This is a genomic window from Curvibacter lanceolatus ATCC 14669, assembly GCF_000381265.1.
Lineage (GTDB): Bacteria > Pseudomonadota > Gammaproteobacteria > Burkholderiales > Burkholderiaceae_C > Curvibacter > Curvibacter lanceolatus.
This window is the reverse complement of the sequence record NZ_KB906256.1, coordinates 92,586-106,207: the sequence shown is the minus strand read 5'-3', so window position 1 is coordinate 106,207 and position 13,622 is coordinate 92,586. Positions and strand designations below refer to the sequence as shown.

Here is a 13,622-nt window from a genome sequence, read left to right as displayed (position 1 = left end):
GGGGGCTGGCTTTACCCGGCCTTTACCGGGTCGCCCGGAGCACGCGCTCAGGCTTTGCCTTGCGAGGCCACGGCCGCAGCGGCCTTGGCAGCGGCTTCGGCGTCGCCCAGGTAGTAGTGGCGGATCGGCTTCAGATCGGCGTCGAGTTCGTACACCAGCGGGATGCCGTTGGGGATGTTCACGCCCACGATGTCGTCATCGCCGATGTTGTCGAGGTACTTGACCAGGGCACGGATCGAGTTGCCGTGGGCGGCCACCACCACACGCTTGCCGCTCTTGATGGCGGGGGCGATGGACTCGTTCCAGAACGGCAGCACGCGGGCCACGGTGTCTTTCAGGCATTCGGTCAGTGGCACGTCTTCGGGCTTGAGGCGGCCGTAGCGGGTGTCGCCACGCTCGCAGCGCGGGTCGGTGGCTTCCAGGGCCGGCGGCGGGGTGTCGTAGCTGCGGCGCCACACCAGCACCTGGGCGTCGCCGTACTGCTTGGCCATGTCGGCCTTGTTGAGGCCTTGCAGGGCGCCGTAGTGGCGCTCGTTCAGACGCCAGCTGTGCACCACCGGCAGCCAGGTGCGGTCCATCTCGTCCAGGGTGTGCCACAGAGTGCGGGTGGCCCGCTTGAGCACGCTGGTGTAGGCCAGGTCGAAGTCGTAGCCCTCGGCCTTGAGCAGGCGCCCGGCGTTCTTGGCCTGCTCCACCCCGGTCGGGGTCAGGTCCACATCGGTCCAGCCGGTGAAGCGGTTTTCAAGGTTCCAGGTGGATTCACCATGGCGGACGAGAACGAGTTTGTACATGCGAAGCCCTCAATTTTTCCAGTGCGAAACCCAGCATTCTAAAATTGTCGGGTTTGCCAACCCAAGGAACCCCGTGAAATTCATTACCGACAACTGGATGCTGCTCGTCATTGCCCTGAGTTCAGGCGTGATGCTGCTGTGGCCCACCCTCAAGGGCGCCTCTGCCGTGGGCCTGTCCACCGCCGATGCCGTGCAGCTCATCAACCGCGAAAAAGCCGTGGTGGTGGATGTCAGCGATGCGGCCGACTATGCCCAGGCCCATGTGAACGGCGCGCGCAGCGTGCCGCTGGACCAACTGGAGGCGCGCCTGCCCGAGGTGGTCAAGAACAAGGCCCTGCCGGTGATCTTCGTGTGCGCCAGCGGCTCGCGCGGCGGCCCGGCCGTCAAGACCGCCCAAAAACTGGGTTACCAGCAGGCCCAAGCCCTGAGCGGCGGGCTCAAAGCCTGGAAAGAGGCTAATCTGCCGGTTGAAAAGGCCTGACCCGGGCCCATCTCCTGTATCTACCCAGCAAGGAAATTGTCCCCATGCAGCCCGTGAAGATGTACACCACTGCCGTCTGCCCTTATTGCATCCGCGCCAAGCAGATCCTCAAGGCCAAGGGCGTGACCGAGATCGAAGAGATCCGCATCGATGCCGACCCCGCCCAGCGCGACCACATGATGCAGATCACCGGCCGGCGCACCGTGCCCCAGATCTTCATCGGCGACACCCATGTGGGCGGCTGCGACGATCTGATGGCCCTGGACGGGCGTGGCGGCCTGCTGCCTCTGCTGGGCGCTTGAACGCCTCAACGCGCTGCCGCAAAAGCGCCTTTTTCTGCTGAGATAATGGCGCTTGAGTGCCCGCTGCGGTAACGCTTCCGCGGCGGGTTTTCTTTTAATGGGCACCGACCCTGGACTGCAGGCGGTGTCTTGTTTTTGTGAACCGAGAAACCTCATGGCCGAGCAACAAGATCCCGTTTTCCAGATCCAGCGCGTTTACCTCAAGGACCTGTCGCTTGAGCAGCCGAATTCCCCCGCCATCCTGCTCGAACAAGAGCAGCCCAGCGTCGACATCCAGCTCGGCGTGGACGCCACCCCGGTGGCCGACGGCATCGTCGAAGTGACCGTGACCGCCACCGTGCAGACCAAGATCAAGGACCGCACCGTGTTCCTGGTCGAGGCCAAGCAAGCCGGCATCTTCGAGATCCGCAACCTGCCCGAAGACCAGATGGGCGCCATCCTGGGCATCGCCTGCCCGCAGATCGTGTACCCCTACCTGCGCGGCAACGTGGCCGACATCATCCAGCGCGGCGGCTTCCCGCCCGTGCACCTGGCTGAAATCAACTTCCAGGCCATGTACGAACAGCAGCAAGCCCAGGCCGCAGGCCAGGTGGCTCAGTAAACAGCCGCTGCGCCCGGCCTGCCTTGGCAGGGCCGGGTGCCTGTTGCGTCCGATATGAAAATAGTCGTCGCCGGAGCCGGTGCCTGGGGCACGGCCCTGGCCATTGGCGTTTGTGCTGCACCGGCCGCCCACCAGGTCACCTTGTGGGGCCGTGATGCGGCCCAGGTGGCCGCCATGCAGGCCTTGCGCCGCAACCAGCGCTACCTGCCGCAGTCCCCCCTGCCCGAATCCCTCGCCCTGAGCGCCGCGCCGCTGGCCCCTTTGGCGGCCGACAGCGATCTGGTGATCATCGGCACCCCCATGGCCGCCTTGCGCGCCACCCTGGCCGCGCTGGCGGACCTGACGGTGCCCGTGGCCTGGCTGTGCAAGGGGTTTGAACGCGTGGCCGATGCCGATGCAGGCCAGGGCTTGCACGGCTTGCTGGCCCATGAAATCGCCGAGCAGGTGGCCCCGCGTCTGGCGGTGGGCACCCTGAGCGGCCCCAGCTTCGCTCGCGAGGTGGCCGAGGCCAAGCCCACCGCCCTGGTGGCGGCCAGCCAGCAGGCGTCTGTGCGCCAGGCCCTGGTCGAGGCCCTGCACGGACCCAGCCTGCGCGTGTACGCCAACGACGACCTGGTGGGCGTCGAGGTGGGCGGCGCGGTCAAGAACGTGCTGGCCATTGCCACCGGCCTGTGCGATGGGCTGGACCTGGGCCTGAACGCCCGGGCCGCCCTGATCACCCGTGGCCTGGCCGAGATGACCCGCCTGGGCCTGGCCCTGGGCGCCCGGGCCGACACCTTCATGGGCCTGTCGGGCCTGGGCGATCTGGTGCTCACCGCCACCGGCGACCTGAGCCGCAACCGCCAGGTCGGCCTGCTGCTCGCGGCCGGCCACAGCCTGCAACAGGCGGTCGATTCGCTGGGCCACGTGGCCGAGGGCGTGTACAGCGCCCGCACCGTGGTGCAGCGTGCCCGCCTGCTGGGGGTGGAGATGCCGATCTCCGAGGCCGTGGTGGCCTTGCTCGACGGCCAGCTGCAGCCGGCCGAAGCCGTGGCCGCCCTGATGGGGCGCGGCCCCAAGGGTGAGATGGTCTGAGCCCGGTGGGCTCAGCGGGTCAACACCGGTTCAGATCTCCAGGTTGTCGATCAGGCGCGTGCTGCCCAGGCGCGCCGCACCCAGCACCACCAGCGGGTCGCCCGCCTGGGGGGCCTGCAAGTCACTGCGGCGGCGCACGGTCAGGTAGTCGGGTGCCCAACCGCGCGCCTTGAGGGCGCCCAGGGCGGCGGCCTCCAGGGCCTCGCGCTGCTGCGGCAGCGCATGCGCCGCGGCCAGCGCCTCGCGCCCCAGGCCCCGCAGCGCCAGCGACAGTTGCAGCGCCTCGGCGCGCTCGGCCTCGCTCAGGTAGCCATTGCGTGAGGACAGGGCCAGGCCGGCCTCGCTGCGCGTGGTCTCGGCCCCCAGTACCGTGATCGGCAGCGCAAACTGCTGCACCATGCGCTGGATCACCATCAGCTGCTGGTAGTCCTTCTTGCCGAACACCGACACCCCTTCGGCATGGCCGGCAAACACCGCCGAGAACAGCTTCATCACCACCGTGCACACGCCGGTGAAGAAACCGGGGCGGAACTCGCCCTCCAGCAAATCGGCCAGTGCCGGGTCGGGCTGCACCTTGAAGGTCTGGGGCTCGGGGTACAGATCGACCTCGCGCGGGGCAAACAGCACATCGCAGCCCGCGGCTTCCAGCTTGGCGCAGTCGGCCTCCCAGGTGCGCGGGTAGCTGTCAAAGTCTTCGTGCGGCAGAAACTGCAGCCGGTTCACAAAGATGCTCGCCACGCTCACATCGCCCAGGGGGCGGGCCTGCCGGATCAGCGACAGATGCCCCTCGTGCAGATTGCCCATGGTGGGCACAAAAGCCGGGCGCTGGGCGCTGGCAAGGGTCTGGCGAAGCTCCGCCACGCTGTGAACAATCTTCAAGTTCTGTCTCCGACATCAGCTTGGGCCAGGCCCAAAATGGGCGCGAGTGTAATCGCCGGTGAAGTATCAAAATGTATCGATGGGGTGCATTGGCGCAAGACAGCGCTGTCCGTTTGTACAAAACATGACAGTTTGCTGAAAGCCCTTGGCGCAGCGGCTATGCTTCGCGCCCATGACGAAATTGCTTGAGTTCTCGCCAGCCGAGCTGGCGGCGCTGGCGCAGTCCGATGTGGCCCGGGCACTGCAAGAGGATGTGGGCCCGGCCGACCTGACCGCCGCCCTGGTGCCCCCGGGGCGCCGCATCACCGCCCGCGTGCTGGTGCGTGAACCCGCCGTGCTGTGCGGCCAGCCCTGGGCCGAGGCCGTGATCCGCCACTGCGATCCCAGCGCCGAGCTGCGCTGGCAGGTGGCCGAAGGCCAGGCCTGCCAGGCCGATCAGGTGGTGCTGGAGGTGCAGGGCGAGGCCCGGGCCCTGCTCACGGCCGAGCGCACGGCCCTCAATTTTCTGCAACTGCTGAGTGCTGTGGCCACCCGCACCGCCCAGCACGTGGCCGCGGTGCAGGGCACCCGGGCCCGCATCGTCGACACCCGCAAGACCCTGCCCGGCCTGCGTCTGGCCCAGAAATACGCCGTGCGCACCGGGGGCGGTCTGAACCACCGCATCGGCCTGTACGACGCCGTGCTGATCAAAGAGAACCACATTGCTGCCGCCGGCGGCATCCGCCCCGTGCTGGCCGCGGCCCAGGCGGTGGCGGCGCAGGCCCAGTTCATCGAGATCGAGGTCGAGACCCTGGCCCAGCTGCAAGAGGCGCTTGACGCTGGCGCCCGCATGGTGCTGCTCGACAACATGGACCTGCCCACCCTGCACGAGGCCGTGCGCCTGAACGCCGGCCGTGCCGTGCTCGAGATCTCGGGCGGCGTGACCCTGGAGCGCCTGGCCGAACTGGCCGCCACCGGGGTCGACCGCATCTCCATCGGCGGCCTGACCAAGGACGTCAAGGCCACCGATTTCTCCATGCGATTCGAGGACTGGGCATGAGCGCCGTGATTGACATCGACTACGAACAGCCGGCCCTGGCCGAAGGCAGCGTGTGCGACACCCGCCGCGCCTGGGCCCGCGTGCCGCCCGAGCCCAGCCAGGCCGAGCGCGGGGCGCTCAAAGACCGCATCCGCCGCCTGCTGAAAGAGCGCAACGCCGTCATGGTGTCGCACTTCTATGTGCACCCCGACCTGCAGGACCTGGCCGAAGAGACCGGTGGCCTGGTCAGCGACTCGCTGGAGATGGCCCGCTTCGGCCGCGACCACGCGGCCCAGACCCTGGTGGTCTCGGGCGTGCGCTTCATGGGTGAGACCGCCAAGATCCTGTCGCCGCACAAGCGCATCCTGATGCCCGACCTCGATGCCACCTGCTCGCTCGACCTGGGTTGCCCCACCGACGCTTTCAGTGCCTTCTGCGACGCCCACCCCGACCGCACCGTGGTGGTGTACGCCAACACCAGCGCCGCCGTGAAGGCCCGTGCCGACTGGATGGTCACCTCGGGCTGCGCGCTCGACATCGTGCAGGCCCTGAAAGACCAGGGCCAGAAGATCCTGTGGGCGCCCGACCGCCACCTGGGCCATTACATCCAGCGCGAAACCGGTGCCGACATGCTGTTCTGGAACGGCGCCTGCATCGTGCACGACGAGTTCAAGGCCTTCGAGCTGCAGGCCCTGATGGCGCAGCACCCCCAGGCCAAGGTGCTGGTGCACCCCGAGTCGCCGGCCGATGTGGTGGCCCTGGCCGACGTGGTCGGCTCCACCTCGGTCATCCTCAAGGCGGCGCGCGAGCTGCCGGCCAGCGAGTTCATCGTGGCCACCGACAACGGCATGATGCACAAGCTGCGCACGCAAAACCCCGGCAAGACCTTCTATGAGGCGCCCACCGCCGGCAACAGCGCCACCTGCAAGAGCTGCGCGCACTGCCCCTGGATGGCCATGAACGGCCTGGCCGACGTGGCCCGCGTGCTCGAGACCGGCGCCAACGAAGTGCTGGTGGACCCGGCCCTGATCCCGCGCGCCCGCCTGCCCATCGACCGCATGCTGGCCTACACCGCCGCGCTCAAGAACGGCCAGCCCACCGCCGGCCTGGTGCCGCACCTGGGGGCCGCTTGAACACCCCGGGTGATGTGCGCGTTCTGCTCGACTTTGCCGACCCCCACGACCCGGCCGGCCCGCGCACCCGCCACGCCTTCACCCAGCCCCAGCAAGTGCTGCAGGCCCGCGAGCTGAGCGAGGTGGCCCCGGTGCTGCTGGCCGCCGAGGCCGCGGCCCAGGCCGGCCGCTGGGTGCTGGGCTATTTGCGCTACGAAGCCGCGCCAGCCTTTGACTCGGCGCTGCAGGTGCACCCCGCCGAAGCAGGGCCGCTGGCCTGGTTTGCCGTGTTCGACCAGCCCCGGCCCTGGCCCGCACCCGACGAGGGCGAGGCCCTGCCGGCCCGCGTCGATTGGCAGCCGCTGGACGAGGCCGCGGATTTTCAGCGCCCCTTCGAGCAGCTGCAGCAGCAGATTGCCGCGGGCGACTTCTACCAGGTCAACCTCACGGCGCAGCGCCTGGGCCAGTTGGTGGACACCGAGCCCGATCTGCGCATCACCGAGGCCGAGGCCGGCCGCGCCCTGTTCGACGCCCTGCAACGCGCCCAGCCCGGCGGCTATGCGGCGCTGATCCAGACCGGTGAAGAGCAATGGTTGTCGGTCTCGCCCGAGCTGTTCTTTGACTGGCGCGACGGCCAGTTGCTCACCCGCCCCATGAAAGGCACCGCCCCGCGCGGCGCCACCCCGGCCGCCGACGCGGCGCAGCGCCAGGCCCTGCTTGAGAGCGCCAAGGAGCAGGCCGAGAACGTGATGATCGTCGACCTGCTGCGCAACGACCTGTCACGCCTGGCCGACCCCTTTGGCGTCAGCGTGCCGCAGCTGTTCCAGGTCGAAGCCCTGCCTTCGGTGTGGCAGATGACCTCCGATGTGCAGGCCCGCACCCGGCCCGGCACCCGGCTGCTGGACGTGTTCAGCGCCCTGTTCCCCTGCGGCTCGGTCACCGGCGCCCCCAAGGTGCAGGCGATGAAGGCCATCCAGGCCCTGGAGGCCGGGCCGCGCGGCGTGTACTGCGGCGCCATCGGCGTGCTGCGCCCCGGCGGGGCGGCCACCTTCAACGTGCCCATCCGCACTGTGGGCCTGCAGGGGCGTGAGGCCCGCTGCGGTGTCGGCAGCGGCATCACCGCGGCCGCCCAGGCGGTGGGCGAATGGCGTGAATGGCAACACAAGCAAGGCTTTCTGGAGCGCGCCAGCCAGCCCTTCGAGATTCTGGAAACCCTGAGACTGCAGGACGGCGCCCTGTGCCACGGCCAGTTGCACCTGGCCCGCATGGCCCGTGCCGCCCGCCACTTCAATGTGCGCTGGGATGAGGACCACGTGCACAAGGTGCTGGCCCAGTTGGTGCGCCGCCACCCCCAGGGCCGCTGGCGTGTGCGCCTGCTGCTCGATGCCCAGGGCCTGGCCCACGCCGAGGCCTTTGCCCTGGACGATTCGCCCCCCCAGGTCACCCTGCGCCTGGCCCCCGGCGCCTTCCGCGAGGCCTTCAGCGAATTCACCCGCTACAAGACCACGCGCCGCGCTCACTACGAAGCCATGGCCCCGGCCCAGCCCGGCATCTTCGACACCCTGCTGTGGAACGAGCGTGGTGAGATCACCGAATGCACCCGCGGCAACGTGGCCCTGCTGCTCGACGGCCAATGGCTCACCCCGCCCCTGCACTGCGGCCTGCTCGACGGCGTGGGCCGCGAAGCCGCCCTGCAGGAGGGCTGGCTGAGCGAGGACGTGGTGCGCGTGAGTGACCTGCCCCGGGTGCAGGCGCTGGCGTTTGTGAACAGTTTGCGGGGGGTGATTCCGGCGCGGGTGGCCGTCGCCGAGTGAGGGCTGCTGCACAAGCCAGTGGCGCGCACCACCCGAGGTGCGGCTGCTGGTGTGGCTGACTTGGGCCCTATATTGATGTTCAGCCTACCCAGCGTACCGCCAGGCCACCACAGCCCACGAATTCGGAACGCCGACTGCGTACTACGACGACGAAAATCCAGCCTATTGGGTGGGGTCGAACGCTGTTGAAAGCGAATACGGCAAGGGATACCTGTTGGCGTTTGTTGCAGATAAAGCTTCGGCAAAGGTTGTTGCCGCGAAGATCATTGCTGAGCCCCGGTCATCGCAATGACGGGTCGAGCGGGCTTCAAAGCGCGGTGTTGCTCAGACCCCACCCCCCACCAGCCACCCCTGCCGCGTCAGCCACCGCCCCAGCTCGTTGTCGTTGCCCAGGCCCAGCTTGGCAAACAGGTGGGCGCGGTGGGTTTCCACCGAGCGGGGGCTGCAGGGCGGCTCCAGTTGGCGGGCGATCTCTTTGTTGGCCCAGCCCAGGCCGACCAGGCGGGCCACCTCGCGTTCGCGCTGGGTCAGGCTGTCCCATTGCTGCAGGGCGTGGGCGCGCGCCTGGGCTTCGGCCAGGGCCGCGGGCAGGCGCTCCAGCAGGCGGCCGGTGTCGGGTTTGACGACCCAGTCGAAGGCGCCCTGGCGCACCGCCTCCAGCGCGGTGGGGATGTCGCCATGGCCCGACAGAAACAGCACCACCAGCGGGCTGCGGCGCTGGCGCAGCTGCTCCAGCACGGCCATGCCGCTTTGCCCACCCATGCGCAGGTCCAGGACCACGCAGCCGGTCTGGCCGGGGGCCAAGGCCTGCAAGAAGGCTTCGCCCGATTCAAAGCCCTGCACCGGCAGGCCCTGGGCAAACAGCAGCAGCAACAGCGAGCGGCGCACGGCCTCGTCGTCGTCAACCAGGAACAGGGTGGGGGTGGTGGGGCTCATGTCGATGCGGGTGTCAGTGGCTCTGGATGTTCTGGGGGCGCCAGGGCCATCAGGGGCAGGGTGAAGAAGAACACGGCGCCCGCTTGCCCATCATCGCGCCCGCGCACCCCCAGCTGGCCGCCGTGGGCCTCCACCAGGGTGCGGCAGATGTTCAGGCCCAGGCCCAGGCCGTCGGCCTTGGTGCTGAAAAAGGGGTTGAACACCTGTTCGCGCAGGGCGGCCGACACCCCTGGGCCGTGGTCGGCCACGCACAGCTCCACCTGTTCGCCCTGCACGCCGGCGCTCAATTCGAGGGCGCGGCGGGCGGCGGGCAGGTGTTCGGTGGCCTGCAGCGCGTTTTGCAGCAGGTTGATCAGCAGCTGCTCCAGCAGCAGGCGGTCGCCGCGCACGGGGGGCAGGGCGGCCAGTGCGGCGCGGTCCAGCTGCAGCGGGGCGGCGGCCAGCTCGGCCTGCAGCAGGCCCTGCACGCGCTCCACCACCTGGGCCAGATCGCAGGCCTGGTGCTGGCCGCCCTGGGGGCGGATCAGGCCGCGCACGCGCTGCACAATCTCGCCGGCGCGGCGCGCCTGGGCCACGATGTCGCCCAGCGCCGATTGCAGCAGCTCGGGCGGGCCCTGGCGGGCCAGGGTCTGGGCCGCCAGGGCAAAGTTCGACAAGGCCATCAGCGGCTGGTTCAGCTCGTGGGCCAGGGTGGAGGCCATCTCGCCCAGGCTGGCCAGGCGCGCGCTGCGCTGCAGTTGCAGGGCCTGCTCGCGCTGGCGCTGCTCGGCCTGGCGCTGGGCGGTGATGTCCACCACCGAGCTCATCCAGCCCAGGTGCTGGCCCTGCTCGTCGATCAGCGGGGCGGTGTAGACCATGGTGATCACGTCATGCCCGTCGCGGTGCCGGATGCGCGACTCGAAACCTTGTGGCGCGGCGCGGCCTTGCAGCGCGGCCTCGCTGTCGCGCTGGTGGCGGTCCAGCTCGTCGGGGTGCCAGTAGGGGTAGGGCGGCAGGCAGCCCAGCAGCTCGTCGACCCGGTAGCCCACCATCTCGCACAGGGCGGGGTTGACGTAGATGATGCGGCCTTCCCGGTTGCGTGCCCGCATGCCCACCAGCAGCGAGTCTTCCATGGCCTTGCGAAAGGCGTGTGCCAGTTGCAGGTCGCGTGTGCGCTCCTGCACGCGCAGCTCCAGCTCCTGCCGGGCCTGGCGCTGCTCGGCAAAGCGGCGCTCGCGCTGCTGCCAGCCCAGGGCGGCCAGCAGCAGCACCGCCGCGCCCAGGGTGGCCAGGGCCAGGGCCTGGTGCCGGGCCTGGTCCACCTCGGCCAGGTCGGTGCTCACGGTCAGGGTCCAGCCCAGCTCGGGCAGGGGCGTGTCCAGGGCCAGCAGCTCGCGCTGGCGCCCACCCTGGCGTGTGTGCAGCCGGTACTCGGCCAAATCGGCAGAGCGCTCCAGCCGCCAGGGCAGGGCCGGGTAGGTCTGGGTCTGCGGCGGGCCGTACTGCTCGTGCCGGGCCAGCCAGGCCAGGTCCTCGGGCGACAGCGGGCGGCTGCTGCGGTACAGCCAGTCGGGCTCGGAGCTCAAGAACACGATGCCGCGGCTGTCTTGCAGCAGCACCGGTGCGGCGGCCTTGGCCCAGGCGCGGCTCAGCTCGTCCAGCCCCACCTTGACGGCGACCACGCCGCGCACCACGCCTTGCTGGCGCACGGGCTCGGCAATGAACAGGCCCGGGGCCCCGGTGGTCAGGCCCACCCCATAGAAGGTGTTGCGCACCCCCTGGCTGGCTTGCTCAAAGTAGGGCCGCTGCCGGTACGACTGGCCCACAAAGCTGTTCGGGGTGGCCCAGTTGCTGGCGGCCAGGGCCTGGCCGTTCAGGTCCATCACGTACAGCGCGGCCGAGTCGGTGCGCCCGCGCAGGTCTTCAAAGTAGCGGTTCACCTGCTGGCGCCGCTGGGGCAGATCGGGCTGGGCCAGCAGGGCCAGCACCTCGGGGTGGCGGGCCGCCGCATAGGGCAGGTAGTCGTAGCGCTCGGCCACCCCGCGCAGGGCCAGGCTGTACACCTCGGCGGCCTGGTGCAGTTCGGCCGTCTTGGCCTGCAGCTCGCGGCGTTCGGCCCAATGGCCGGCCCCGCCCACGGCCACGGCAGTCAGCAGGCCCAGGCCCAGCCAGGCCAGCGCGCGCGGGTGGGCCAGGCGTTGCAGCTGGGGCTGGATGAGGGGCTGGAGGCGGTGGAGCACGGTGGTCAGGCTGGAGGGGTGGGCGCCAACGATAGCGCGAGCGGTCGTGACCAGACGCTTGAGCGGCAGTTTCTGCGTAGTTTTACGCAGAACGGTGCCCCGGCGGGCACGGATGCGGTGTGGCGCGGCGATTTTGACAATGGCGTGAAACCCTTTGCATGGAGACAAACCACATGAATGCACCCGCCCGCGGCGCTGCAGCCTCGGCTGCCGCGCCCGAACGCATTGAAGCCCGGCGCCTGCGCGCCATCCTGATCGGCTCGGCCGGCAACCTGGTCGAGTGGTATGACTTCTATACCTACGCGGCCTTCTCGCTGTACTTTGCGAATTCCTTCTTCCCGGCCCAGGACGCCACGGCGCAGATGATGTCCACCGCGGGCATCTTTGCGCTGGGCTTTTTCATCCGGCCGCTGGGCGGTCTGCTGTTTGGCCGCATCGCCGACCGCAGCGGGCGCAAGAACGCCTTGATGGGCTCGGTGCTGCTGATGTGCCTGGGCTCGCTGATCATTGCCTGCGCCCCCACCTATGCGGTGGCCGGGGCCTGGGCACCCGCGCTGCTGTTGCTGGCGCGCCTGCTGCAGGGCCTGAGCCTGGGCGGCGAATATGGCTCCAGCGCCACCTACCTGTCCGAGATGGCCACCTCCAAGCACCGGGGTTTTTACGCCAGCTTCCAGTACGTGACCCTGATCGGCGGGCAGCTGACGGCACTGTTGGTCTTGCTGGTGCTGCAGCACCTGTTGCTGACCGATGCCCAGCTGCGTGACTGGGGCTGGCGCATTCCGTTTCTGATCGGTGCCGGCCTGGCCGTGCTGGCCTTGCGCATGCGCAAAGACCTGCATGAAACCGCCTCGTTCGAGGCCAACCGCAGCAAGGCCAAGCCCCTGAGCGGCCTGCGCCAACTGGCCCAGCACCCGCGCGAGGTGTTGCTGGTGATCGGCCTGACCATGGGCGGCACGCTGGCGTTCTACGTTTACACCACTTACATGCAGAAGTTTCTGCGCCTGTCGGTGGGCTTGACAGACAGCCAGACCACCGCCGTGTCGGCCGCCTCGCTGGTGTTTGCCATGCTGCTGCAGCCGATCTACGGCGCGCTGTCCGACCGCGTGGGCCGCCGCCCCTTGCTGGTGGGCTTTGCGCTGCTGGGCACGATCTTCACCGTGCCACTGCTGAGCGCCATCCGCCATGCCCAAGGCCCGTGGGAGGCCTTTGGCCTGATCGCCTGCGCCTGGCTGATCGTGTCGGGCTACACCTCGATCAATGCGGTGGTGAAGGCCGAGTTGTTCCCGGCCGCCATCCGCGCCACCGGGGTGGGCGTGCCCTATGCGCTGGCGGTGTCGGTGTTTGGCGGCACGGCCGAGTACGTGGCGCTGTGGTTCAAGCAGGCGGGGCTGGAGAGCGGCTTCTACTGGTATGCCACCGCCGTGATCGCCTGCACGTTGATCGTGTGCTGGTGCATGCGCGACACGCGCAGCACCTCGCGCATCGACGCTGAAAAAGGGGCCTGACTCACCAGGCGTGCAGCGCCGGGTCCGGAAAACTGCCGTCCTTGACGGCGCGCACATAGGCCTGCAGGGCGGCCTGCACGCTGCCGGCGCCGTCCATGAAGTTGCGCACGAACTTCGGGTTCTTGCCCAGGTTGATGCCCAGCATGTCGTGCATGACCAGCACCTGGCCCGCGGTGTCCGGGCCGGCGCCGATGCCGATGGTGGCGCAGCGCGTCAGCGCGCGGGTCAGCTCGCCGGCCAGGGCGGCCGGCACCATTTCCAGCACCAGCATGCTGGCGCCTGCGGCCTCCAGGGCCAGGGCCTGTTCCTTCAGCAGGGCGGCGCTGTCACCCCGGCCCTGCACCCGGTAGCCGCCCAGGGCGTGCACGGTCTGCGGGGTCAGGCCCAGGTGGGCGCACACGGGGATGCCGCGCTCCACCATGAAGCGCACCGTCTCGGTGGTCCAGCCACCCCCTTCGAGCTTCACCATGTGGGCGCCGGCCTGCAGCAGGGCCACGGCGCTTTCCAGCGCCTGCTCGCGGCTGCTCTGGTAGCTGCCAAAGGGCAGGTCGCCGATGATCCAGGCCGTGCCCTGCACGCGGCGCAGGCCCCGGGCCACGCTTTCGGTGTGGTAGCACAGGGTGTCCAGGCTCACGCCCACGGTGCTGGGCAGACCCTGGCAGACCATGCCCAGCGAATCCCCCACCAGCAGGCACTCCACCCCGGCGGCATCGGCCATGGCGGCGAAGGTGGCGTCGTAGGCGGTGAGCATGGTGATCTTCTCGCCACGGGCGTGCAGCTCGGCCAGGCGCGGCAGGCTCAGCGGCTTGCGCGTGGCCACGGGCGAGGCCGGGGGCAGGGTGCCGTAGGGCGAGCTCAAGGGGGCGTCGGTGGTGCTCATGGTGTGTCTC

The 13,622-nt window shown here is 69.3% G+C and carries 13 protein-coding genes; 8 read left to right on the top strand and 5 right to left on the bottom strand.

Going from position 1 to position 13,622, the window contains the following annotated elements; genetic code table 11:
* Positions 1-47: 47 nt before the first annotated feature.
* Positions 48-791, bottom strand: coding sequence for a 2,3-diphosphoglycerate-dependent phosphoglycerate mutase (gene gpmA, locus F624_RS0109255; protein WP_019574011.1), 744 nt, complete (start codon positions 789-791; stop codon positions 48-50).
* Between the two features lie 73 nt (positions 792-864).
* Between gpmA and F624_RS0109250 the strand changes: the two genes are divergently transcribed.
* From F624_RS0109250 to F624_RS0109235, 4 genes are all read left to right on the top strand, one after another.
* Complete coding sequence (locus F624_RS0109250) at positions 865-1,272, top strand: rhodanese-like domain-containing protein (RefSeq protein WP_031254577.1); 408 nt, start codon at positions 865-867, stop codon at positions 1,270-1,272.
* A 44-nt stretch (positions 1,273-1,316) separates the two neighbouring features.
* Positions 1,317-1,574: a glutaredoxin 3 gene (grxC, locus tag F624_RS0109245; protein WP_019574009.1), complete on the top strand. Its 258-nt coding sequence runs from the start codon at positions 1,317-1,319 to the stop codon at positions 1,572-1,574.
* Positions 1,575-1,728: 154 nt separating this feature from the next.
* Positions 1,729-2,175: a protein-export chaperone SecB gene (secB, locus tag F624_RS0109240; RefSeq protein WP_019574008.1), complete on the top strand. Its 447-nt coding sequence runs from the start codon at positions 1,729-1,731 to the stop codon at positions 2,173-2,175.
* Between the two features lie 54 nt (positions 2,176-2,229).
* The gene (locus F624_RS0109235; RefSeq protein ID WP_019574007.1) at positions 2,230-3,249 is read left to right on the top strand and encodes an NAD(P)H-dependent glycerol-3-phosphate dehydrogenase; all 1,020 of its coding nucleotides are present in this window, start codon (positions 2,230-2,232) and stop codon (positions 3,247-3,249) included.
* Positions 3,250-3,279: 30 nt separating this feature from the next.
* Here the strand turns inward: F624_RS0109235 and panC are convergent, their stop codons facing one another.
* Positions 3,280-4,128: a pantoate--beta-alanine ligase gene (gene panC, locus F624_RS0109230; RefSeq protein ID WP_019574006.1), complete on the bottom strand. Its 849-nt coding sequence runs from the start codon at positions 4,126-4,128 to the stop codon at positions 3,280-3,282.
* A 172-nt stretch (positions 4,129-4,300) separates the two neighbouring features.
* On the opposite strand from panC, the gene nadC reads away from it, so the two are divergent.
* From nadC to F624_RS0109215, 3 genes are read left to right on the top strand one after another with little or no spacing between them, the layout of a single operon-like run.
* Positions 4,301-5,167 carry a carboxylating nicotinate-nucleotide diphosphorylase gene (nadC, locus tag F624_RS0109225; protein WP_019574005.1) on the top strand — a complete coding sequence of 289 codons (867 nt, stop codon included), beginning with the start codon at positions 4,301-4,303 and terminating at the stop codon, positions 5,165-5,167.
* Positions 5,164-6,279: a quinolinate synthase NadA gene (nadA, locus tag F624_RS0109220; protein WP_019574004.1), complete on the top strand. Its 1,116-nt coding sequence runs from the start codon at positions 5,164-5,166 to the stop codon at positions 6,277-6,279. The genes nadC and nadA overlap by 4 nt, the downstream gene beginning before the upstream one ends.
* Positions 6,276-8,072, top strand: coding sequence for a chorismate-binding protein (locus F624_RS0109215; protein WP_245573598.1), 1,797 nt, complete (start codon positions 6,276-6,278; stop codon positions 8,070-8,072). The genes nadA and F624_RS0109215 overlap by 4 nt, the downstream gene beginning before the upstream one ends.
* 324 nt (positions 8,073-8,396) lie before the next feature.
* Here F624_RS0109215 and F624_RS0109210 read toward each other — a convergent pair whose 3' ends face one another.
* Together F624_RS0109210 and F624_RS0109205 are read right to left on the bottom strand one after the other, a co-directional pair.
* Positions 8,397-9,008 carry a response regulator transcription factor gene (locus tag F624_RS0109210; protein ID WP_019574002.1) on the bottom strand — a complete coding sequence of 204 codons (612 nt, stop codon included), beginning with the start codon at positions 9,006-9,008 and terminating at the stop codon, positions 8,397-8,399.
* Positions 9,005-11,227 (bottom strand): PAS domain S-box protein, encoded by a 2,223-nt coding sequence (locus tag F624_RS0109205; protein ID WP_245573597.1) that lies wholly within the window; start codon positions 11,225-11,227, stop codon positions 9,005-9,007. Before F624_RS0109205 ends, F624_RS0109210 begins: the two co-directional genes overlap by 4 nt.
* Positions 11,228-11,400: 173 nt before the next feature.
* Here F624_RS0109205 and F624_RS0109200 point away from each other — a divergent pair, with 173 nt between their 5' ends.
* The gene (locus F624_RS0109200) at positions 11,401-12,732 is read left to right on the top strand and encodes an MFS transporter (protein ID WP_043425806.1); all 1,332 of its coding nucleotides are present in this window, start codon (positions 11,401-11,403) and stop codon (positions 12,730-12,732) included.
* 1 nt (position 12,733) lies between these two features.
* On the opposite strand, the gene panB is transcribed toward F624_RS0109200, so the two are convergent.
* Positions 12,734-13,612, bottom strand: coding sequence for a 3-methyl-2-oxobutanoate hydroxymethyltransferase (gene panB, locus F624_RS0109195; protein ID WP_019574000.1), 879 nt, complete (start codon positions 13,610-13,612; stop codon positions 12,734-12,736).
* Positions 13,613-13,622 lie beyond the last annotated feature (10 nt).

Coding starts and splice junctions, on each gene's coding strand:
- gpmA (WP_019574011.1), bottom strand. CDS start 791: ATGTACAAACTCGTTCTCGTCCGCCATGGTGAATCCACCTGGAACCTT.
- F624_RS0109200 (WP_043425806.1), top strand. CDS start 11,401: ATGAATGCACCCGCCCGCGGCGCTGCAGCCTCGGCTGCCGCGCCCGAA.
- F624_RS0109210 (WP_019574002.1), bottom strand. CDS start 9,008: ATGAGCCCCACCACCCCCACCCTGTTCCTGGTTGACGACGACGAGGCC.
- nadA (WP_019574004.1), top strand. CDS start 5,164: ATGAGCGCCGTGATTGACATCGACTACGAACAGCCGGCCCTGGCCGAA.
- nadC (WP_019574005.1), top strand. CDS start 4,301: ATGACGAAATTGCTTGAGTTCTCGCCAGCCGAGCTGGCGGCGCTGGCG.
- grxC (WP_019574009.1), top strand. CDS start 1,317: ATGCAGCCCGTGAAGATGTACACCACTGCCGTCTGCCCTTATTGCATC.
- F624_RS0109235 (WP_019574007.1), top strand. CDS start 2,230: ATGAAAATAGTCGTCGCCGGAGCCGGTGCCTGGGGCACGGCCCTGGCC.
- secB (WP_019574008.1), top strand. CDS start 1,729: ATGGCCGAGCAACAAGATCCCGTTTTCCAGATCCAGCGCGTTTACCTC.
- panB (WP_019574000.1), bottom strand. CDS start 13,612: ATGAGCACCACCGACGCCCCCTTGAGCTCGCCCTACGGCACCCTGCCC.